General features: G+C 40.2%; 14 protein-coding genes and 5 tRNA genes. 11 read left to right on the top strand and 8 right to left on the bottom strand.

Going from position 1 to position 21,041, the window contains the following annotated elements; translation table 11 throughout:
• Positions 1-6: 6 nt before the first annotated feature.
• Positions 7-1,086: a hypothetical protein gene (locus L6469_RS13835; RefSeq protein ID WP_006282179.1), complete on the bottom strand. Its 1,080-nt coding sequence runs from the start codon at positions 1,084-1,086 to the stop codon at positions 7-9.
• Between the two features lie 360 nt (positions 1,087-1,446).
• Between L6469_RS13835 and L6469_RS13830 the strand changes: the two genes are divergently transcribed.
• The 3 genes from L6469_RS13830 (at position 1,447) to L6469_RS13820 (ending at position 9,144) form a co-directional block, all read left to right on the top strand.
• A complete protein-coding gene (locus L6469_RS13830) occupies positions 1,447-4,521 on the top strand; it encodes a DUF4450 domain-containing protein (protein WP_006282180.1) in 3,075 nt (1,024 codons plus the stop codon).
• A 521-nt stretch (positions 4,522-5,042) separates the two neighbouring features.
• The gene (locus L6469_RS13825; RefSeq protein WP_074803279.1) at positions 5,043-6,185 is read left to right on the top strand and encodes a GTP-binding protein; all 1,143 of its coding nucleotides are present in this window, start codon (positions 5,043-5,045) and stop codon (positions 6,183-6,185) included.
• A 433-nt stretch (positions 6,186-6,618) separates the two neighbouring features.
• Entirely contained in the window at positions 6,619-9,144 is a 2,526-nt protein-coding gene (locus L6469_RS13820) for a beta-L-arabinofuranosidase domain-containing protein (protein ID WP_143067195.1), read from the top strand.
• A gap of 209 nt (positions 9,145-9,353) precedes the next feature.
• Here L6469_RS13820 and L6469_RS13815 read toward each other — a convergent pair whose 3' ends face one another.
• On the bottom strand, positions 9,354-10,451 hold the full coding sequence (locus L6469_RS13815) for a glycerate kinase (protein ID WP_006281898.1): 1,098 nt from the start codon (positions 10,449-10,451) through the stop codon (positions 9,354-9,356).
• A gap of 744 nt (positions 10,452-11,195) precedes the next feature.
• On the opposite strand from L6469_RS13815, the gene L6469_RS13810 reads away from it, so the two are divergent.
• On the top strand, positions 11,196-11,495 hold the full coding sequence (locus tag L6469_RS13810; RefSeq protein ID WP_039869992.1) for a glutaredoxin: 300 nt from the start codon (positions 11,196-11,198) through the stop codon (positions 11,493-11,495).
• Between the two features lie 4 nt (positions 11,496-11,499).
• On the top strand, positions 11,500-11,883 hold the full coding sequence (locus tag L6469_RS13805) for a rhodanese-like domain-containing protein (RefSeq protein WP_006281896.1): 384 nt from the start codon (positions 11,500-11,502) through the stop codon (positions 11,881-11,883).
• Between the two features lie 24 nt (positions 11,884-11,907).
• On the opposite strand, the gene L6469_RS13800 is transcribed toward L6469_RS13805, so the two are convergent.
• Together L6469_RS13800 and L6469_RS13795 are read right to left on the bottom strand one after the other, a co-directional pair.
• Positions 11,908-12,570, bottom strand: coding sequence for a hypothetical protein (locus L6469_RS13800; RefSeq protein WP_006281895.1), 663 nt, complete (start codon positions 12,568-12,570; stop codon positions 11,908-11,910).
• A gap of 52 nt (positions 12,571-12,622) precedes the next feature.
• The gene (locus tag L6469_RS13795; RefSeq protein WP_039869989.1) at positions 12,623-12,925 is read right to left on the bottom strand and encodes a hypothetical protein; all 303 of its coding nucleotides are present in this window, start codon (positions 12,923-12,925) and stop codon (positions 12,623-12,625) included.
• A 361-nt stretch (positions 12,926-13,286) separates the two neighbouring features.
• Here L6469_RS13795 and L6469_RS13790 point away from each other — a divergent pair, with 361 nt between their 5' ends.
• The gene (locus L6469_RS13790) at positions 13,287-14,753 is read left to right on the top strand and encodes a hypothetical protein (RefSeq protein WP_143067194.1); all 1,467 of its coding nucleotides are present in this window, start codon (positions 13,287-13,289) and stop codon (positions 14,751-14,753) included.
• A gap of 79 nt (positions 14,754-14,832) precedes the next feature.
• Here L6469_RS13790 and carB read toward each other — a convergent pair whose 3' ends face one another.
• Positions 14,833-18,063, bottom strand: a complete 3,231-nt coding sequence (gene carB / locus L6469_RS13785; protein ID WP_006281893.1) for a carbamoyl-phosphate synthase (glutamine-hydrolyzing) large subunit — start codon at positions 18,061-18,063, stop codon at positions 14,833-14,835.
• 204 nt (positions 18,064-18,267) lie between these two features.
• Between carB and L6469_RS13780 the strand changes: the two genes are divergently transcribed.
• The 5 genes from L6469_RS13780 to L6469_RS13760 all read left to right on the top strand — a co-directional run bounded on the left by L6469_RS13780 (position 18,268) and on the right by L6469_RS13760 (position 18,730).
• Positions 18,268-18,341, top strand: a tRNA-Asp gene (locus L6469_RS13780).
• A 9-nt stretch (positions 18,342-18,350) separates the two neighbouring features.
• Positions 18,351-18,423 (top strand) — tRNA-Pro (locus L6469_RS13775).
• Positions 18,424-18,457: 34 nt separating this feature from the next.
• Positions 18,458-18,530: transfer RNA gene (locus L6469_RS13770), tRNA-Pro, on the top strand.
• 29 nt (positions 18,531-18,559) lie between these two features.
• Positions 18,560-18,643, top strand: a tRNA-Leu gene (locus tag L6469_RS13765).
• A 14-nt stretch (positions 18,644-18,657) separates the two neighbouring features.
• Positions 18,658-18,730 (top strand) — tRNA-Gly (locus L6469_RS13760).
• Positions 18,731-18,801: 71 nt separating this feature from the next.
• Here L6469_RS13760 and L6469_RS13755 read toward each other — a convergent pair.
• From L6469_RS13755 to L6469_RS13745, 3 genes are all read right to left on the bottom strand, one after another.
• Entirely contained in the window at positions 18,802-19,413 is a 612-nt protein-coding gene (locus L6469_RS13755) for an aminotransferase class IV (RefSeq protein WP_006281892.1), read from the bottom strand.
• A complete protein-coding gene (locus tag L6469_RS13750; protein WP_039869999.1) occupies positions 19,397-20,398 on the bottom strand; it encodes an aminodeoxychorismate synthase component I in 1,002 nt (333 codons plus the stop codon). The genes L6469_RS13755 and L6469_RS13750 overlap by 17 nt, the downstream gene beginning before the upstream one ends.
• Before the next feature lie 74 nt (positions 20,399-20,472).
• Entirely contained in the window at positions 20,473-21,009 is a 537-nt protein-coding gene (locus L6469_RS13745) for a 2-oxoacid:acceptor oxidoreductase family protein (protein WP_006281890.1), read from the bottom strand.
• Positions 21,010-21,041 lie beyond the last annotated feature (32 nt).

The raw sequence follows: 21,041 nt of genomic DNA, 5'->3' as shown, positions 1-21,041 counted from the left end.
ATTCGATTATTCTAATAAATATTTTAATTCTAATTTATCGGCAACGATATTCATCGTTGTGGCGATTTGTGTACAGAAGTTGGAACTATACATTGCTTCTTTGCAAATTTGATAAAGCTCTTCTGCTTTCTTAATCAGCTCCGACGTTATCGGAATGTCTGTTATCTGATTCATACCATATAGTTCTTTTAAATTTAAGAATTCTAAATGATTTATTATCATAATTTTATGGAAAATCTCTGTAGGCATATGGTTTTCGAATCCAAGCGTTCTCTTTTCTATTCGTTTATTTTCTGCAATGGTAGATAGTACCTGTAAAGGTCTTAATTCTGGAATCTTATAGTATATTTCTTTTTCAATAAAAAGATCTATAATGTTCGTTATAAGGAGTGCATAAAGTTGAGTGAAGTCATTTGACATTCTCTTGTTAAGATCTGTTGGACTAAACTTTTTATACTTATTTTGATATGTGACAATGTTTTTGTAATAGAAAAGTTGGTAGGCTTTATTGCTAAAGGTGTATGGCAGCTTGATGCCTTTTTTATGATTCTCTATCTTGAACTTCAAGTGAATAAGTTCGTGGAGTATACGATATTCTGAATCAGGCAATGCTGAATTATAAACAATGTTGTGGAAGTCTTGATTATAATCTGGACCAAATCCCAGAAAGGAGGATATTTCATCTTGTTTAAAATCTTTACAATATATTTTGCAATTTCCTTTTTGCTCCAGTTCTTTAAATACCGAATTGTTATAACTTACAATATTGATTTTTTCGGCAAGTTTACTTGCAGAATCCAACATGATTTGACCTAATTCGAAATGTATTGGATCATGATATTTACTATAGTCTGCTTCTTTTACTCCTTGACAACTCTTTTTGAAGGCGATGTCATATGCGCCTTGTTGAAAGTATATATAGGACATGCCATACCAACCATGAGGGCATGTGGAATCTGCAGTGATGCTTTTGTTATAGAAGATAAGGGCGTCATCAGTATCACCAGCATCCTGACACTGTTTGGCGTAATTATACAGTGATATTGGATCGTCATCTGTTATTTGGAATTTGTAATCGTCTGTCATCAGTCAGAAGCGTATTTGTTTTTTTGTTAATATTTATGTTGTATATAAATTTTAAGTCTGATAATGAAACAGTTATATGTGTTATTATCAAATTGTAGCTGCAAATATACAAAATTTTTTAGAAAATTTACAGTACTGTTGAGCGTAGGAAAAGGCTATCGTTTTATGGTTTATGCCTCTCGCATGGATTTAGTTTAATATTTTTTAAAATGTTTGTTACTTTATGAAAAAAGATTTATATTTGGGACGTCATTTATAGAAGGTTGGCTTGTGACTTCAATGACAGATATAGATAGAATGTTGATAGCGAAAGCTAGAATAAGAAGAATTCCTCAATTTTGATGAACTGATCTGCAAACTATGAAAGGCTTTAAAATAATTTTGACTATTCTTTTCTTGATGGGGTGCATCTTACCAGGTGTTGCACAAAAACCTTCACGTGAATTACACTATTATCCTGAAGGTGAAGATATCGTTTGTGTTAATGGTGAAAATCGCTATACAAGAGCGCTTTATGGTACTCATACTCCTTTCAGACTCGAAACTTCCGACCGTCCTGTGTTTGCTTGTTGGGATAAGCAGAAAAATTATCATTTTCAGTTTATCGTCAGAGTAGGGAATACCACCAAAAAACTAGATGTTACTGATTATTGTGAGGCTCGTTATCGTGGTGGTCGCCGTACCTATTTGCTTCAAGATGCAAGTTGGGGTAGTCAGGCTACCCTACAGATTGTCGCTTTAGCGTCACAGTTTGAGGACGGTGCAGTGTGGCAATTTACGGCTAAAAATTTTGAGGAGCCCTTGCAGATAACCCTCATTACTTCTCCTGTACGCAAGACGAAGATGGAGCGAAATGGTGATTTGGGTAAAGAACCACGAGCTAGTTTTGAAGCTTCCGATGTGGCATTAGATTCAGTAAGTTGCACCGTTTTTTCTAAATCTTCTACATCACGTCGTAGAAATAGGCGTTTACTTTATCGTACTCAGCGTAATTCCGAGCAGACGGCTTATTTCTTTTATCATCATGAAGGATGCAAAATTGAAGTCGCGCTTACAGACAAGGCCAAGGCGCAGATGGCTCGTGAGGAAAAGGCTTTAGATCAACTTACCTCTATCATCTCTTTTCAGACGCCAGATGCTTTTATCAATACCTTAGCCCCTAACCTGGTTGCGGCAGCCGATGGATTATGGGATGGCGAGACCTGGCAACATGGTTGTATTGGTTGGCGTACACCACTTGCCGGTTGGCGAGGAGGATATGTCGCTGATGTACTGGGATGGAATGATCGGGCTGTCAGTCATTTCGATGCCTATGCCAATAGTCAGGTTACCGATGTTCCTGCTGTCGAGAAGCATCCTACTCAGGATACAGCGAGTCATCTGGCTCGTGCCGTAGAGCGATGGGGAACACCGATGTATAGCAATGGTTATATTTGTCGGGTGCCCAACAATAATCATAAGATGCATCACTACGATATGAACCTGAATTATATCGATGAACTCTTGACCCATTTCGAATATGATGCAGATACGGTTTATATGCGCAAGATGTGGCCTGTGTTGCAGCGCCATTTGGCGTGGGAGAAACTGAACTTTGACCCAGATGGCGATCATCTGTACGATGCCTATTGTTGTATATGGGCTAGCGATGCCCTATATTATAATAGTGGAGCTGTTACCCATAGCTCAGCTTATAATTATCGAGGTAATGCTTTGGCTGCCCGTATAGCACAGATACTTGGCGAGGATGCAGTGCCGTATCAGCGTGAGGCCGAAGCTATTCATCGTGCGATGTGTGAGCGACTCTATGATGCGGCGGAAAACCACTGGGTGGAATTTCAAGATTTCATGGGTAAAAAGCGATTGCATAAAAGTGCAGCCTTGTGGAGTATCTATACTCCGATAGACTGTGGTGTCGATTATAAAGATTATGAAAATACGAAATATGTCGATACACAGATTCCTCATATTCCTATAGCGTATATCATTCCGGAAAAATATCGTGGTAAGATCTTTATCGATTGGACCCCTCATACATTGAGTACTACCAACTGGATGCCTTATGACTGGAGTACGAATAATGTAGCTCATGAAGAGGTGGCTAATATGGCTTTAGCTTATTTTCAGGCTGGTCGACGTCAAGAGGGCTTCGAACTGCTAAAGAGTGATTTGCTCGATGAAATGTATCTCGGACAGAGTCCGGGCAATTTCGGTCAGATTAGTTATTATGATGAGGCTGTCAGTGAGGCTTATCGTGATTTCGGCGATAATATAGGTATTACGGCGCGTGCTGTTGTTAATGGACTGTTTGGCGTTCAACCGAATGCCTTAGAGGGTACATGCACGATTCAACCGGGGTGGCCTGAAGAGTGGGATAGTCTCTCGTTTAAGTCTCCTTATCTGTCGTATAAGTTTCGTCGTGAGGGTGATAAGGAGGTCTTTGAGATTCATCAGCATTTTAAGCAACCTCTGAAAATGCAAATTCAGGGTAAAGTTCATGGAGTAAGGTATTGTGTCGAAGGAAATAGAGATTCGGTTCAGATCATCGAAATTTCCGATGAAGAAAAACATCGTTTTGCCCATATACAGTCGCCAGCTACGTCTGCCGTAATTGCATCAAGTATCAATTATGGTACCGTTCCTCCGGCAGTATCGCATCGTCCTTTTCGCATGATTGATCTTTCCACCTTATATAATAGTAATATAGACGATATCTTCAAGAACAAGTATCTCAGTCCTCGTTCGCCTTATACTACCCTTGAAATACCAGTACAGGGTATCGGACAGTGGTGTATTCCTCATCGAACGGCAGCGATCGAAGACGAAGGCTTCCGGTCTAGTCTTGTATCTGATGCAGCAGCATTGAAGGACAGCAAGACCATCGGTTTGGGGGTCTTTCAGGCGAAACTCGATGATCAGACCGTCGATTTCATGAGTGCGAAAGAAGGTAAGAATATCATTTACACATCACTTTGGGATAATTATCCGGATAGTGTAGAGATACCATTAACAGGCAAAGCCAGTTGTGCATGGCTGCTCTTGGCCGGAAGCACCAATAATATGCAGAGTCGTATCGACAATGGCGAAATCGTGGTAACCTATAAAGATGGTACAACGGATATATTACCTTTGCGTAATCCAGATAATTGGTGCCCGATAGAGCAAGACTACTTCATCGATGATTATGCTTTCAAAGTAGAAACCCCAAGACCTTATCGTGTTCATTTGGGCAGTGGTAGAGTATCTCGTCATCTTACTGATGCCTTGCAACTGCATCAATCTCCTCAGTTTAATGGGGCTAATCCCTATATTCCGGATGGTGCTGCAGAGATTTTGTCCATGCCGCTCAAGAGCGACAAAAAACTGAAAAGTATTACGATAAAAACACTTAGTAATGATGTAGTTATCGGACTCATATCACTTACTCTTCAATAGAGAAAAAAGAGTAAGTGAAACTACCTATATCTCTTGTTATTTTTTCTTTCAAAATAAATATAAATATTCTTGTTGTTTCATAAAAAAATAGTACTTTTGCACACGAATAAAGAAAGCCTCCATAGAAGTGGCTCTAATGCGTTTAATTAATAATCTTTCTTCTGAGTGCGAGAATCAGATTTACATGAAATAGTATAAGGTGTTAGCATGGCATAGAATGCAGTATAGTATTTATATATCACTTTCGTTTGTATAGCCTGTTCTGGAATCGTACTAGATGAGATTGATTTTTTATTTTTTACTAATAAGAAGAGATTTAATGAGTTTAAAAAAGAATTTTTCACCTCATTCTGAAGAGCCCCATTTCGGGATTAGAAGAGTTATTGTTGAGATTTTGTGTATTATCAGCTTGTTGTTGATGCTGTTTTTTAGCATATTTTAAATTTGCAGTTGTACGAAATCATTTCGAATTACGATAAAAAGTTGTATCTTCGCAAAAATTATAACTAGAATTGAGAATGATGAATACAAAAGAAGTACCTGTATTGTTACTTACAGGTTATCTAGGTAGCGGTAAAACGACATTGGTAAATCGCATCTTGGCTAATCAGCAAGGTATTAAGTTTGCAGTTATCGTAAATGATATCGGTGAGGTAAATATAGATGAAACACTTATTCAGCAAGGTGGTGTTGTCGGTCAGAGTGAGAGCGACGACAATTTGGTAGCCCTTTCTAATGGTTGTATTTGTTGTACACTGAAGATGGATCTTGTACAGCAGATTACAGACCTTGTCAATGAGGATAAGTTTGATTACATCGTGATCGAAGCCAGCGGTATCTGCGAACCTGCTCCTATTGCTCAGACCATCTGTTCTATTCCTACTTTAGCTCCACAGATGATTAAGAAGGGTGTACCTCGTCTTGACAGTATCGTAACTGTAGTCGATGGTCTTCGCATGATAGAGGAGTTTGATAATGGTAGTGCACTCCAGAAAGCGGATATCGGCGAAGATGATTTGGAAAGTCTCGTTATCCAGCAGATAGAATTCTGTAACACGATACTTCTCAATAAAGCAGAAAATATGACCGATGAGCAGAAGGGTAAACTGAAGGGTATTATTCGTGCCATCCAGCCTAAAGCCGAAATTATTGAGTGTAATTACTGCGATGTTCCTTTCGACAAACTGATTAATACGCATAATTTCGATTTCAATAAAGTTGCCACTTCTGCTGCATGGCTTGAAGCTGTAGAGGAGGATGTCGACCTTGAGAACGAGGAAAGTGGTGAGGCTTTGGAGTATGGTATCGAAACTTTTGTTTATGAAAACCGTCGTCCTTTCGACTTGGGTTCTTTCGATGAGTTTGTTTCTACTAAGTGGACAAAGAATATTATTCGTTGCAAGGGTTTGGTTTACTTCCGTGATGAACAGGAAACTTGTTATGTATTCGAACAGGCTGGTAAGCAGATGAATCTTACCAATGCAGGTCAGTGGTATGCTACTATGCCAGCTGATGAACTGAAACAACTGCTCGAAAATAATCCTAAGGTGAAGGCACAGTGGGATGACAAGTATGGCGACCGTATGCAGAAGTTGGTTTTCATAGGCCAACATTTGGATCGTGAGGCTATTACTAAGGGACTCGATTCTTGTCTTGAAGACTAAAAAAAATGCTCGCTATTGATTCACAATAGCTTGAGTTATATCAATAAATAGGCTTGATCTGAAATTTCTTATTTTAGGTCAAGCCTTTTTTTATGCTTATTTGCATAATAAACTGTTCTTGATGAGAATAATATGACAATTTTTTAATTTATTTGTCGAAAAATGCAGAAAATTTATGTTTTCTTTAAAAAAACAGGTTTAAAATTTTGGTTGTTTAATAAAAGTTGCTATCTTTGCAGTGTTATCCTAAATACAATCTTTTTACCTTAAATAAAAGCTAATACCTATTGAAGATTTGGAGCGGGAGGCTGTGAAGTCCACCGCTTTTTTTTGTGTTTTTTATGATTACATTATTGCCTAATTAACAAATAAGTGTTATATTTGCACTCATATAGCAATAAACCATATTTTTGATACTCATTTAACCTAAAAAATGAAACCTTTAAAACCAATCGTATTCATGTCTGCTTTATGGATGTCAGCGTCGCTGTCAGTGCAGGCTCAGAGTCAAATTTATCCGAATCACTTTGATCTTCAGGATGTTCAACTTCTTGATGGTCCGATGAAATCGGCCATGGAAATCAATTTTAACACGTTACTAGCTTACGATGTGGATCGACTGCTTACCCCATTTATTCGTCAGGCGGGTTTGCACGAAGGTCGTTATGCTGATTGGCAGAAGAAGCATCCTAACTTTAAAAACTGGGGTGGTGACGGCTTTGACCTTTCTGGTCATATTGGCGGGCATTATCTTTCAGCGCTGGCTATGGCTTATGCAGCTTGTCAAGATGCTGCCACCAAGGAGCGCCTACAGTCTCGTCTTCTTTACATGATTGATGTTTTGAAAGATTGCCAGAACTCTTTCGATCAGAATACCACCGGGCTTTATGGCTTTATCGGTGGACAGCCTATCAATGAAGATTGGGAGAAACTCTATCAAGGCGATATCTCTGGTATCTGGCAACATCGTGGATGGGTGCCTTTTTATTGTGAACATAAGGTGATGGCTGGTCTGCGTGATGCGTATCTTTATGCGCATAATCAAGATGCTAAGTTGATGCTGAAGAAGATGGCAGACTGGTGTACTCAACTTATCGCTAAGGTAAGCGATGCTGATATGCAGAAGATGTTAACCATCGAGCATGGTGGTATCAATGAGAGTATGGCCGATTGCTATGCTATATTTAAGGATACTCGTTATCTCGAAGCGGCTAAGAAGTATAGCCAGCGCGAAATGTTAGAGGGTTTGCAGTCGCTCAATGCTACTTTCCTCGATAATCGTCATGCTAACACACAGGTTCCTAAGTATATCGGGTTCGAACGTATCGTAGAGGAAGATCCTGCAGCATTACAGTATGCTACTGCTGCTTCAAACTTCTGGCAAGATGTAGCTCATCATCGTACGGTATGTATCGGTGGTAATAGTATATCTGAGCATTTCCTATCTAAGACTAACAGTAATCGCTATATCGATAACCTCGAAGGTCCAGAGAGTTGTAACACCAATAATATGCTTAAACTCTCTGAGATGTTAAGCGACCGTACTCATGATGCTGGTTATGCTGATTTTTATGAGTATGCCATGTGGAATCATATCTTGTCTACTCAGGATCCTCAGACGGGTGGCTATGTGTATTTTACCACACTACGCCCACAGGGGTATCGTATCTATAGTGTGCCTAACCAGGGTATGTGGTGCTGTGTGGGTACTGGTATGGAGAACCATAGTAAATATGGCCATTTCGTATATACTCATGATGGTGACCGTACTTTGTATGTAAATCTTTTTACGGCAAGCAAACTTGATGGTAAGAAGTTTAAACTGACTCAGCAAACGAATTATCCTTACGAGCCTAAGACCACGATTACGATAGAAAAGTCTGGACGTTATGCCATCGCCATTCGTCGACCATGGTGGACGACATCAGATTATCGTATCCAGGTAAATGGCCAGACGCAGCAGTTGAATATTCCATCAGCAGGAACTTCTGCTTATGCGACACTCGAGCGTAAATGGAAAAAAGGGGATGTTATCACTGTCGATATTCCGATGACCTTGCGCCAGGAAGCGTGTCCGAATTATGAGGATTATATCGCTTTCGAGTATGGACCGATACTGTTGGGCGCTCAGACCACATCACAGAATGAGGCCGAAGCACGTGCTACAGGTTTACAGGTAGAAAAATTGCAGAATGAGTATGCTGGTGATGGCCGAATGGATCACTCACCTGGTGCTGTCGGTAGCAGTAAAAGTCTGATCAGTGCACCGATGCTCATTGGTGAACGTAGTGAGGTTCTCCGTCGTGTGAAAACGCTTGACCTTAGTAAACTTACTTTCACCGTTGATGTTTCTCGCACAGACTCTCTGATTGGTAACTATGCGTGGAAATCGCTTACTTTGAAACCATTCTATAGCATCCACCATTCACGCTATATGTGTTACTGGTATCAGCAGACCTTAGGTAACTATGCCAAGAGTGATATTGCCATGCATGAAGCTGCCCGTCAGGCACTCGACGCACGTACGATCGACTTTGTGGCAACAGGTGAGCAGCAGAGTGAAGCCGGACATGAGTATAAGTATAGTGATGACAGTAATCGTGGTAACTGGCATGGCGAAACCTATCGTGATGCACAACCTAATGGCTATATCCAATATGCCTTATATAATAAGGATAAACAGAAGGATGGCTTGTCGCTACTTTGTCGTTTTGCCACAAGCGACCGTGGACGTATGGCTACGCTTACGGTAGATGGAGTAAAAATAGCTGATATCAAGATACCTTCTCATGTGGAAGGAGCTGAAGGAATATTCTTTAATGTAGAGTATCCGATACCTGCTAACTTGTTGGTAGATGCTAAAGGTAAGGTAAAAGAGAAAGTTGCAGTTAAACTGACGGCTTCATCGTCTACACCTTGTCCTGGATTTTATTATTTGAGATTATTGAAAAGTAATTAAATAATTATTTGGTGCAAACCAAAAATTGTATTACTTTTGCATTGTCAAGAGACATACTATCGCTGGAAGCCATATAATATTAATATTATTGTTTTCAAATCGAATGGCATTCCAGCGTTTTTTATGCTTTTCTGTTAATTATTTTTTATACATTTTCACTCCCCACTTATTTTCGTCAGAATCCATGATTTTAATCGGTCAGAAACATTTTATTCTCTTGGTTTAGATGCTATATCTTCATCGGTTAGAAACTTGGTTTTAATCATTTCCCTGACCATATTTCGGATATTCTTTGTTGCTATTTCCGGTTTCATCGCTTCTTCCAGAATGATTCCTGGTGGATTAATACAGGCAACTTGGTTGAAACCAGCCTGCAGAAGTTCCTGATGGTCACTTATCTTACCGGCTATCAGCCACACCTTAGCCTGGCCCGCATGATGTAATATACCTATTGGCAGTTTACCCATTAGCGTTTGTCGATCAGCAGCTCCTTCCCCAGTAATAACCAAGTCTGCATCTTGGGTCAGTTCGTCAAACCGAAGCGTTTCTAGCAATAATTCGATACCAGGTTTACAGTCAGCATGCAAATATTGCATCAGTGCATAGCCCAAACCACCTGCCGCGCCTGCACCTTCCTCATTCTGCTTATCATAACCAAAGTGGGAAGCTGAAATTTCAGCAAACTTTCGTGCCCGTTCGTCCAACAGCTTTACCATTTCCGGCGTAGCGCCCTTCTGTGGTCCGAATACAGCCGCAGCCCCGTACTTACCACAAAGTGGATTCTTTACATCAGAAGCAATTGTAAACTTTACATCATCAAGCTCCTCGATACTATTCCAGTTGCCATGAGGTGCAAAGGTATCTATGAGCGCTTTAAGCATCCCCATTCCGGCATCACTGGTAGCACTACCCCCCAAACCGATAATAATATGTTTGGCTCCCCGTTTTACAGCATCAGCAATAAGCAGACCTGTACCGTAAGACGTAGTCCGCATCGGATTGCGTTCTTTCTCCGAAAGCAGAGTAAGTCCGCTTGCTTCAGCCATCTCAATAACCGCCAGTTTGTCTTTTAACATATATTGAGCCGTAATAGGTCGCATCAACGGATCTCGTGTAGGCACTTCAATGCTATTTCCATCTACAGCATCACAGAAGGCTTCTCGATACCCTTCGCCTCCATCGCTTACTGTAAGTATTTGTATATCAGCATCTTTTATGGCATCTTTTATACCTTTTGCTGCAGCCATACCTGCTTCGGTAGAGCGGAGACATCCCTTAAACGAATCTATGGCTATGATAATTTTCATGTTTCTCTATTTCTATTACTATCTTACCACGTTATGTTTCTCGACCTGCAATAATAAATACGCATCGGTATTCATCATGGTCGATTATTTAGCAAATTTACATATTTTTTTTAGGAAAGAGATATAGTGGCTGCTTAGATATCAACAATTACGGCTACGGAACGTTGTCCGTACAGGAAGGAATGTCAAATAAAATATCAAAAAAACATAGTCACTAAAAATCGTCATCTAGCTCAAAATATTCAACTTTTGGTTAGCCTCTTTGGACTTTTTTCCACCCCTCGATTTTCTCTCCCGCCAAAACCCAAGCTCCTGGGGGTCGAAACCTAAGACTTTGTTCGCTAAACTCTATGACCTTATCGCGTCAACCCTAAGCTTTTGACCCCTAGGAGCTTGGGTTTTGGCGCCTTTTTTTTAACCGAAGAAACGTTAAATTTGTAACGTGTTGATATTCAGACAGATACAAAAATACTGCATAATTTTCATATTTGAGACCATCTAGCATACCGAATCCAAATACGCAAACCTCAAGGCGCCTAATGTCAAATAAATTCAATTATCTTACCTTTTAAAAAAAGCAAATAAATTCTCAAAAATAGAAAAAATAGAGTGTGAATGAGATTTTTTTTGTAATTTCACAAAAGATAGTAGGTATCTTAGCGCTTTATTGCAATAATGAATGGACCGCGTATCGGTTAGTTGTTGCAATAAATAGCATTATTTGTAATATAAAGAGTAAGAATTATGATTAAAATGTATGTGATGGAAACTTGCCCCGACTGCGAATATGTAGAAAAACAGGTGGTGAATAATCCTAATTTCAAAGTGATAGACATTGGTAAGCACGTGAGGAATCTAAAAGAGTTTATCAAATTGCGTGATACGAATCCTGCATTTGATGAAGCTAAAGCTGCGGACGATTTAGGTATTCCATGCTATGTGCTCGAAGATGGAACGGTAACACTCTATTCAAAGGATGTGGGTCTTGAACCCAGACCACAAGAGGAGGGTGCAACTTGTAGTATAGACGGAAGAGGATGTTAAGTATATGAAGAAGTTTTTCATGTGTATGTTGGCCACACTTGGTCTGACCACAGCTTGTGCCCAACAGAATTTTGAAAATGTCGATGTTCAAGGGTTTGCTAAGTTGCTCACTGATACCAGTGTCGTAGTACTCGACGTAAGGACGAGCAGTGAATATGCAGAGGGACATATCCAGAATTCTATTTTGATAGATCAGGGACAAAGTGATTTTGTGGAGAAGGCTAAAGCCACCTTATCACTTCACCGAAAGATTGCCGTCTATTGTCGTAGTGGTCGTCGTTCAGCCAATGCTGCCAGCAGGTTGGCCGAAGTCGGGTATAAATGTGTTAATCTGAAGGGGGGCATTATGGCCTGGCGAGCTGCCAATATGCCTATTACGAAAGAGTAAAGCGTATACGGCGATTGAAATATTTTACCACCTTTTAAGGTGTATGATAAAAGCATCGTCGAATAGCTCAGACGGATAGGTTACAGTCGCATCCTTATCGCAGCTATTGATGTATTTCGACTTATTTACGATAATACTTTTGTAATCTGGTAGTCGCTCGATATTCGTCACCTTTATTTTATAGCTACTGAAAATTTCATTCAAATCTTGTCGAAGTGAAGTTTCCGCTACTGCTTTTTCTATCTCTTCTTGAGTAGGATGAAGAGGATTCTTAGCGATTCTCTGGTAGTTTTTCGCGTACTCTGCAGCCAGTTTGGGATAGGCGAGTGATGACATGGTTATACTCTCCAGTCGGCGGAAGTTATATTTTTGTGAAGCCGACTTCAGACTTAAACGTAAAATATGTAGGAACTGATGTGAGTTAGGTTTTTTACCAATACACTTAACGTCATCAGTTTCTTCCGACAATAATCTGGTATTGATAATGATTCCTTTTTTACTAGGTACAAACTGAAAGCACAAATCGTTTTTGATACTGTCATGATCCAGATAATAATATTCTATGTTTTTGATATCATAAAACTTTTTGATAGTTTCATGATTTGTTATCTTTTTGTCGCTACAGGCATCGGCTAAACAGACTATTAGCAGCATCATTAATCCAGAGAACCATTTGTTGTATTTCATAGTTGATATAGAATGTCAAATCTTAAGCAAAAGTACTTAAAATAAACGACATTTACAAGTAAAAAGTAAAAAATGCATTCTCGATGCTTTCTTTCAATAGAAGGATGCGGTATCTGAGTCTCCAGGTATAAGGATACAGCGTAGGGCAGTACGGAGTATGTTCCAGACCACTTTCTTGTACCACGGTTTTTAAGTTAGCATCCATTGTCTTAAGCTCGTAATGATAGCTCGAGTCAAGAAGTTCCATCTCGTCTTCATTATCAAAAGGGATATAATTAGCCATCAGCCCTATCAGTAATAGACATGCTGCGAAGAATCGAACTATGATTTTTATAAAAGCTTTCGATTTGTTCATATTGCAAAGATACAAATAGTTATCTGAAAATCTTTTTTTTCTGATGATTCTTTTTTGATCCATCTTGATCGTGTTATGGTGTTACATGTTATTTTGTATAAGTTTGTTATTCTAAATATCCATATTTTTAGCGTACTTATTTCTTGATGGTTCACGATAAAAACGCTTGTGCTCGCACACTAGAAAACAGGTGTATATTTTCCTATTGAAAAGTTTGGAATATATTTAAAAATAACCTATCTTTAACCATTCTCCAATGCCCTAGATATCAGCGTGTTGATATTGTGAACTAGGCTTTATGATATAGTATTTACAAATGCCGAATATGGAGGCTGTAGGCATCAAAACAAGTTCAAAGACCATGATGAGATTATTATTTATTTTGACAATGGCCTTGATGACCATGACTATGTCAGCTCAAGAGGCTGTAGTGAGTTTTAAGAGTGCTGTTCCTATGCCTAAAGAGATGAAGGGTAAAGATTGGAATGTACTGAGTAATTATCAAGATGAGTTTATCATCTACTCCTTTAAAGAGGGCAAACTACATTTGGTAAGACTTGATGTTAATGGCAATGTAAAGCAGTATGTGCAACATAAGAATACACAGTTTACCCTGATGAATATCTTTTCTAATGAGCAAGAGATAGCTGTATTAACATATGATTCAAATATCGGCGGACTTCAGTATAATACTTATGATGCGAACACGTTCGCAGCAAAGGGGCAAAAGGCTTTGACCGAAAAGCGTAAGGATGTTTTTGATAGTTATTATTTGAGCGTCTCGAAGAATGGGCAATATATTGCATTGTTGACGAATTATGTTAAGAAGTTTATAACTAATCATAAACTCTATATATTCGACCGTGATTTTAACATATTGACCACCTGTGAAGCGCTGCCTCATCCAGATATTAAGAATTTGGCTACATCTTTAGAGGCCGACATGGAAGTTACTGATGATGGAAAAGTAATTATAACGGCTTTTAGAACCCTGTTTAATAATGCTCGTCGTTATGATGGAAAGTCTAAACTTAATTTTGGCAAAGCTGGTTTAGCTACAGCAGATTACTCTGTGCAAATGTTTGTAGATATCATATCCAAGGATGGGCAACAACATTTGGATATCGAAACACCTGTGAACGGTTTGGCTTTACGTCCTAATGTGATGAGTTATGATGATAATCATATTTTATTGGGCCTTTTTGTTGGAAATATTCACGGTATGTATGCAGGAGCATTTGCTCTGACCAATGATTATATTACCTTAGATTGTGATCTTACATCCAAAAAGGCTATCGAGAAAGGTCGCCTATCATTGCCTGGAGCTCCTTGGTCGTGCTTGTTAATGTATAACAATCGACCTGTAAAAATGAATAATGTTATCGCCATGGCAGATGGCTCTTATATCGTACCTACCGACAAGAATCCGCGCGATCCATATAACCGTTTTGAAGTAAATTTCAATCGGGAGTTTATTTGGGCCGATGCAGATGGTAGCAACCTTACCTTTGGTAGTTGGGGCAGTATGGCCGTTAAAAAACAATTCTTTATATTAGGAGGCGTCACTACGGATGGTGGCTTAAGTGTTCGTTTCCCATTCGCAGGCCGATACTGGCTGATAGATGTACCAGATACAGAAGTAGGAACAGGCACATTACGTAGTTGTACGCGTGATGGTAAAATGACGCAAACTACACCAGAAGGTTTTCAGAATATTAAGATAAATAGTCATTTCTTCAGTAAGGGAGGCGATAAATTTGCTATTCTAAATATTGGAAAACAGAATAAAGAAGACATCATCCAGGTAGGATCTTTCGAGTTGAAATAATATTGAATTTTAGCGTCCTTAAAAAAAATCGCAGTGAGAATTAAATAATTCTCACTGCGATTTGTCTATGATTTATATTTTACTCAAATTCTTTCCAACTCTTGATCTGTAAGTCATTTAGACCTAATGTACAGAACGACTCAATAAAAGCACAGGCAAGACGTGCATTTGTAATCAACGGAATATTGTGGTCGATAGCACCACGACGGATACGATAGCCATTGGTCAATTCACGTTTGGAGTGATTTTTCGGAATATTGATAATCAAGTCAAATCTATGGTCGTGTATCATATCCATAATGTTTTCTTCACCCTTCACATGTTCGTCTGGCCATGCCACAGCGGTAGCCTTTGCACCATTTTCGTTCAGATAACGAGCTGTTCCCTCTGATGCATAGATCGTATAGCCCGCTTTCACAAGCATGATGGCAGAGTCGAGTAGAGCAGCCTTTTCTTTGGCGCTACCACTGGAAATCATGATACCTTTTTCTTTTGATGGAATCTTGTAACCTGTGGCGATGAGTGCATCGAGCAAAGCCTCTTCGAGCGTATCGCCTATACATCCCACTTCACCCGTACTGCTCATGTCTACACCCAGTATAGGGTCGGCATTCTGTAAGCGAGCAAATGAGAATTGTGAAGCCTTTACACCTATTCTGTCGATATCAAACTCACTCTTGTCTGGTTTGCTATAAGGTGCATTCAGCATAATCTTGGTAGCTGTCTCTATAAAGTTGCGCTTGAGCACTTTAGATACGAATGGGAATGAACGAGAGCTGCGAAGGTTACATTCGATAACCTTGAGAATACGCCCTTTGGCGAGATACTGAATGTTAAATGGTCCCGATATATTCAGTTCCTTAGCTATCGCCCGTGATACCTTCTTAATATTGCGTACTTGAGCGAATGAGATATTCTGAGCCGGGAATACCATCGTAGCATCGCCAGAATGAACTCCGGCATATTCCACATGTTCAGAAATCGCATATTCTACGATTTCACCATTCTGTGCTACCGCATCAAATTCAACCTCGTTGGTGTCTTGCATGAATTGAGAGATGACCACCGGATATTCCTTACTTACTTCGCTGGCCAGTGCCAAGAAGCGTTCTAGTTCTTCGTTGTCATAGCATACGTTCATGGCTGCACCAGAGAGTACATACGATGGGCGAACCAATACTGGGAAGCCTACACGATTTACAAATTCTTTCACATCTTCTAGAGAGGTCAGTGCACTCCATTCTGGTTGGTCTACCCCCAGTTTATCGAGCATGGCAGAGAATTTGCTTCGGTTTTCGGCGCGGTCGATAGATACCGGAGAAGTTCCGAGAATAGGTACCCCCTGACGATAGAGTTTCATAGCCAGATTGTTTGGTATCTGTCCTCCTACACTTACGATGACGCCATTCGGATTTTCTAAATCAATGACATCGAGCACTCGCTCAAAAGAGAGCTCGTCAAAGTAGAGATGGTCGCACATATCATAGTCGGTACTTACGGTCTCTGGATTATAGTTGATCATAATACTCTTATAGCCCAACTTGCGTGCGGTGTTAACAGCATTGACCGAGCACCAGTCGAACTCTACAGAGCTACCGATGCGGTAAGCACCAGAACCAAGTACGATAACCGATTTCTCATTGGTATAGTAATTGATGTCGTATCCTTCGACGGCATAAGTCATGTAGAGATAATTGGTCAGGTCAGGATGTTCGCTGGCTACCGTAGGAATACGTTTTACGGCCGGTAAGATACCCAGTTTTTTGCGATAAGCACGAACCGCCAGATTCTCTTTCTCCATATTCCCCTCAACCTTGCCCAAGACAAAACGGGCTATCTGAAAGTCAGAGAAACCTAATACTTTAGCCTGGCGAAGTACATCAGTAGAGAGATCTTCCAGACGATTGAACCCCTCTAATACCCGTTTATAGTCTACGATATTCTTGAGTCTTTCCAAGAACCAAGCATCTATTTTGGTGAGTTCGTATAGACGATCAATAGTATATCCTTCTTCGAGTGCCTGAGCAATGGCGAATATACGAAGGTCGGTAGGATTGGCCAGTTCTTCATCGAGATCATCAAATCGGATGTGTTCATTACCTACAAAACCATGCATGCCTTGTCCTATCATACGAAGACCTTTCTGAATGAGTTCCTCAAAACTGCGGCCGATAGACATGATTTCGCCGACAGACTTCATCGAACTACCAATTTTGCGACTTACACCCGAGAACTTGGTTAAGTCCCAGCGAGGAATCTTGCAGATTAAATAGTCAAGAGAAGGAGCTACATAAGCAGAATTGGTAGTACCCATTTCACCAATCTGATCAAGTGTGTATCCAAGGGCAATTTTAGCGGCAACGAAAGCTAAAGGATAACCGGTGGCCTTAGATGCTAAGGCAGAAGAACGACTTAATCGAGCGTTGATTTCAATGATACGATAATCATTCGTATCCGCATTAAAAGCAAACTGAATATTACATTCGCCAATTATATTAAGGTGTCGAACACATTTGATGGTAATATCCTGCAGATATTTCACCTGCTCATCAGTTAGCGAACAAGTAGGGGCCACTACAATACTCTCACCCGTATGGATACCTAATGGATCGAAATTCTCCATTGATGCTACGGTAAAACAGTGATCGTTAGCGTCTCGAATACATTCAAATTCGATTTCTTTCCATCCCTTCAGACTTTCCTCCACTAAAACTTGAGGGGCGAAGGTGAAAGCACTCTCAGCAATCTCTTTAAATGTTGCCTCGTCGGGACATACACCAGAACCGAGGCCACCCAGTGCATAAGCAGAGCGAATCATGATCGGGTAGCCTATCTTGCGGGCTGAAGCAATGGCTTCATCGAGAGTTTCGCAAGCTTGAGATACAGGAACCTTCATATCGATCTTATTCAGCGCTTTGACGAATAAGTCACGGTCTTCTGTGTTCATGATGGCTTCTACACTTGTACCCAGCACCTGCACACCATATTCTTTCAGTACCCCCGTTTTATAAAGTTCTGTACCGCAGTTAAGTGCCGTTTGTCCACCAAAAGCTAACAGGATACCATCGGGGCGTTCTTTCTTAATAATCTCGGTAACGAAGTGCGTATTTACAGGTAAGAAATACACTTGGTCTGCAACCCCTTCACTCGTCTGAATGGTTGCAACGTTAGGATTAACCAGCACCGATTTTATACCTTCTTCACGTAAGGCTTTCAGAGCTTGACTTCCTGAATAGTCAAATTCACCAGCTTGTCCGATTTTGAGGGCGCCAGACCCCAGTACAATTACTTTCTTTACTTGTGTCTTCATCTTCTAGTTTATAATCTTGGATATTAGAAATATTAGTTTGCGCAACAAATATATAAATAATCACGAATAAAAAGGGAAAAATAAGGTAGGAAAGTCGTAAAAAATAACTTAATGAATATTTTTTTAGAAAAAAACATGGAAAAAGTTTGTGGGTTTAAAAAAAAGTGTTACCTTTGCACCCGCAATTGAGAAATTACTTTTCATGGTGCGTTAGTTCAGTTGGTTAGAATGCCTGCCTGTCACGCAGGAGGTCACGAGTTCGAGTCTCGTACGCACCGCATCAGAATAGGGAAGTAGCACAGTTGGTAGTGTTCCTGGTTTGGGACCAGGAGGTCGTCGGTTCGAGTCCGGTCTTCCCTACTAATTTTGAAAGGTAAGTTCAGTATTGTATAATAGGGAAGTAGCACAGTTGGTAGTGTTCCTGGTTTGGGACCAGGAGGTCGTCGGTTCGAGTCCGGTCTTCCCTACTATTATCATAAGGCTTTAAATACCAGTCGGAGAGGTGGCGGAATTGGTAGACGCGCTACTTTGAGGGGGTAGTGTTAATTGTGACGTGGGAGTTCGAGTCTCCTCCTCTTCACTTGATATTTAAATGCGGAAATAGCTCAGTTGGTAGAGCACAACCTTGCCAAGGTTGGGGTCGCGAGTTCGAGTCTCGTTTTCCGCTCATCATAGAGGTAATTATGAATTTAGTTCATAGTTACCTTTTTTGTTTTTGCGCATATTAACAGTTTCTCGCTAAATGCGCAAAGGTGTAAAGTCGATGCTACTGATAGGGAGAATCAAGTCGCCCAAATCCATCATGGCATTGATAAGAGCCACTTTTTCAAATGAGGCTATATCTTTTTTCGTTATAGGCGATGCTATGATCTTTCCCTCGTCGAGCAAATGCTGACGCATAGTACCCTTGAGTAGGGGAGTATCAGGAGTGAGCCAATGTTGGCCATCATAAAAACAGAGATTTGTATAGGAAGTATCGGTAACTTTACCATTTTTAATGATAATCACTTCATCATACTTGGGAGCTTTATCGCGTTGTGCAGTAAGTACCTTTCTATCCGTACTTTTCCAAGTATAGTCTATCCTGTTATCTTCTACCACACAGATAGATTTTACGTCGCGAATGGTGTACGCATGATATTCACGAAGCGTAATGCCAGATGCGTCATATACCACACGAGCCTTCTGCAGACCCATGACTTGCGGTATATCGGTAAGAAGTTCCGATTCAGAGATAGGTTTACTTGAAGGCCAGAAATGATTTCTGGTCTTGTTCAGTCTTTCGATATGATAGCGAGTGTTCATGGCAACGCCATCTTTAATTCTTATGGTTTCAACAAATTGGCACATATATCTTTTCTATGATTTCGTTATATTCACTTTCCTCATCACTTTGTGCTGTTATGCCGCCGCCCGCTTTATAATACAGCTTATTATTTTCTTGGTCGATAAATCGTATCATGACAGCGCTATCGATATCGCCATTCTTCCATATCCCCATAACCCCTGTGTAAAAGCCGCGGTCATAGTTTTCAGCCTCATGGATAATCTCCATCGTTTTCGGTTTCGGCGCACCCGTTATACTTCCTGCAGGAAGTTGTTTCATCAGCATATCGCCTGGGTGTTGGTGATAATAAGGTAAGATATTTCCTCTAATTTCAGAACTCGTTTGAAGAATGGCACCATGATTCGTTTCGAGTCGTTCTACATAGCGATAACGCGGTACATGCACATGATTGGCCACCATACTGAGATCATTACGTATCAAGTCTACTATCGTAGCATGTTCAGCAGCTTCCTTTGCATTGTTTATCAGTAGGTTCTGTGCATCAGGTAGTGCGGCATCGATTGTACCTTTCATCGGAAAAGAACTGATTTCATTTCCTTTTACTTGAATAAATATCTCCGGAGAAAAGCAAACAAGGGTATCTTTAATCCAGAGTCGATACCGTGCTGATGAGCGTAAAAATATCTCTTTCAGAGTGAAGTTGGTATGTATAGGAATCTTGCATGTCAAGTTGGCCAAATAACTATTACCCGCCTTCTCATTTGAAACAACCGTATTGAAACTATCGTGATATTGTTTGCGGTCAGGGCGTAAGAAATCCCATTCTAACTTGTGTTCTTGAAGATAGCTATGGTCAGGAATATTCCCCTCCTGACCAAACTGATACATGATTGTATTGGGGTCGATGCTATCTAATGGCTCAATATATGCTTGTGTTCTGTCATAGTTAATGACGAAAAGGAAAGGGATGTTAAGTCTTGCCAGTTCATTCATCCTGGCAGCTATATCATCTTTTTTCAGTAATTCTTCTTTTTTCAAGAACTTCATGATACCATTTATCATTAGAAAAACCATCTCCTAAGGGGATTAGAGTCCTCAAGAGATGGTTATAGCTTATTTTATTATGCAATAATATGTCTACCTTCTTCTACCGCTTTCATATTCAGCGGAATAAGATCATGATGACGTTCAGGCAGCGTCTTATAAAGAGCCTTTTCGAGTGCAGAGTCGGGTACGATAGGACATACCTTGAGCAAACCACCCAATACGATCATGTTAAACACTTTCGCATTTTTCATCTCGGCAGCTTTTTCCATAGCCGAGATCGTGTGAATCTCAATATCAGTACGAGTAGGAGGGTTAAGTATACCATAATCATCGTAAATCAGAATACCACCCGGTTTTACCTTAGATTCAAACTTATCGAGTGATGGTTGATTGAGCACGATAGCAACATCGTAATTACTTAAAATCGGCGACGAAATACGTTCATCGCTGATAATGACCGTTACATTTGCCGTGCCACCTCGCTGTTCAGGACCGTATGCTGGCATCCAAGTCACCTCTTTATCCTCCATAAGCCCAGAGTAGGCTAAGATCTTACCCATAGAGAGAACTCCCTGTCCACCAAATCCAGATATAATGATTTCTTTTTTCATTGACGTATAATTTTCCACATGAAGTCAGTATC

The organism is Segatella baroniae B14 (genome assembly GCF_022024235.1).
Taxonomy (GTDB): Bacteria; Bacteroidota; Bacteroidia; order Bacteroidales; family Bacteroidaceae; genus Prevotella; species Prevotella bryantii.
The sequence above is the reverse complement of the archived record's forward strand: the minus strand, read 5'-3'. Positions and strand labels throughout refer to the sequence as shown.

What these genes read in the sequence shown, in the direction of transcription:
- L6469_RS13750 (WP_039869999.1), bottom strand. Translation starts at nt 20,398, where the DNA reads ATGAAGTTCTTGAAAAAAGAAGAATTACTGAAAAAAGATGATATAGCT.
- L6469_RS13790 (WP_143067194.1), top strand. Translation starts at nt 13,287, where the DNA reads ATGATGAGATTATTATTTATTTTGACAATGGCCTTGATGACCATGACT.
- L6469_RS13830 (WP_006282180.1), top strand. Translation starts at nt 1,447, where the DNA reads ATGAAAGGCTTTAAAATAATTTTGACTATTCTTTTCTTGATGGGGTGC.
- L6469_RS13745 (WP_006281890.1), bottom strand. Translation starts at nt 21,009, where the DNA reads ATGAAAAAAGAAATCATTATATCTGGATTTGGTGGACAGGGAGTTCTC.
- L6469_RS13815 (WP_006281898.1), bottom strand. Translation starts at nt 10,451, where the DNA reads ATGAAAATTATCATAGCCATAGATTCGTTTAAGGGATGTCTCCGCTCT.
- carB (WP_006281893.1), bottom strand. Translation starts at nt 18,063, where the DNA reads ATGAAGACACAAGTAAAGAAAGTAATTGTACTGGGGTCTGGCGCCCTC.
- L6469_RS13755 (WP_006281892.1), bottom strand. Translation starts at nt 19,413, where the DNA reads ATGTGCCAATTTGTTGAAACCATAAGAATTAAAGATGGCGTTGCCATG.
- L6469_RS13835 (WP_006282179.1), bottom strand. Translation starts at nt 1,086, where the DNA reads ATGACAGACGATTACAAATTCCAAATAACAGATGACGATCCAATATCA.
- L6469_RS13820 (WP_143067195.1), top strand. Translation starts at nt 6,619, where the DNA reads ATGAAACCTTTAAAACCAATCGTATTCATGTCTGCTTTATGGATGTCA.
- L6469_RS13825 (WP_074803279.1), top strand. Translation starts at nt 5,043, where the DNA reads ATGAATACAAAAGAAGTACCTGTATTGTTACTTACAGGTTATCTAGGT.
- L6469_RS13800 (WP_006281895.1), bottom strand. Translation starts at nt 12,570, where the DNA reads ATGAAATACAACAAATGGTTCTCTGGATTAATGATGCTGCTAATAGTC.
- L6469_RS13795 (WP_039869989.1), bottom strand. Translation starts at nt 12,925, where the DNA reads ATGAACAAATCGAAAGCTTTTATAAAAATCATAGTTCGATTCTTCGCA.
- L6469_RS13810 (WP_039869992.1), top strand. Translation starts at nt 11,196, where the DNA reads ATGATTAAAATGTATGTGATGGAAACTTGCCCCGACTGCGAATATGTA.
- L6469_RS13805 (WP_006281896.1), top strand. Translation starts at nt 11,500, where the DNA reads ATGAAGAAGTTTTTCATGTGTATGTTGGCCACACTTGGTCTGACCACA.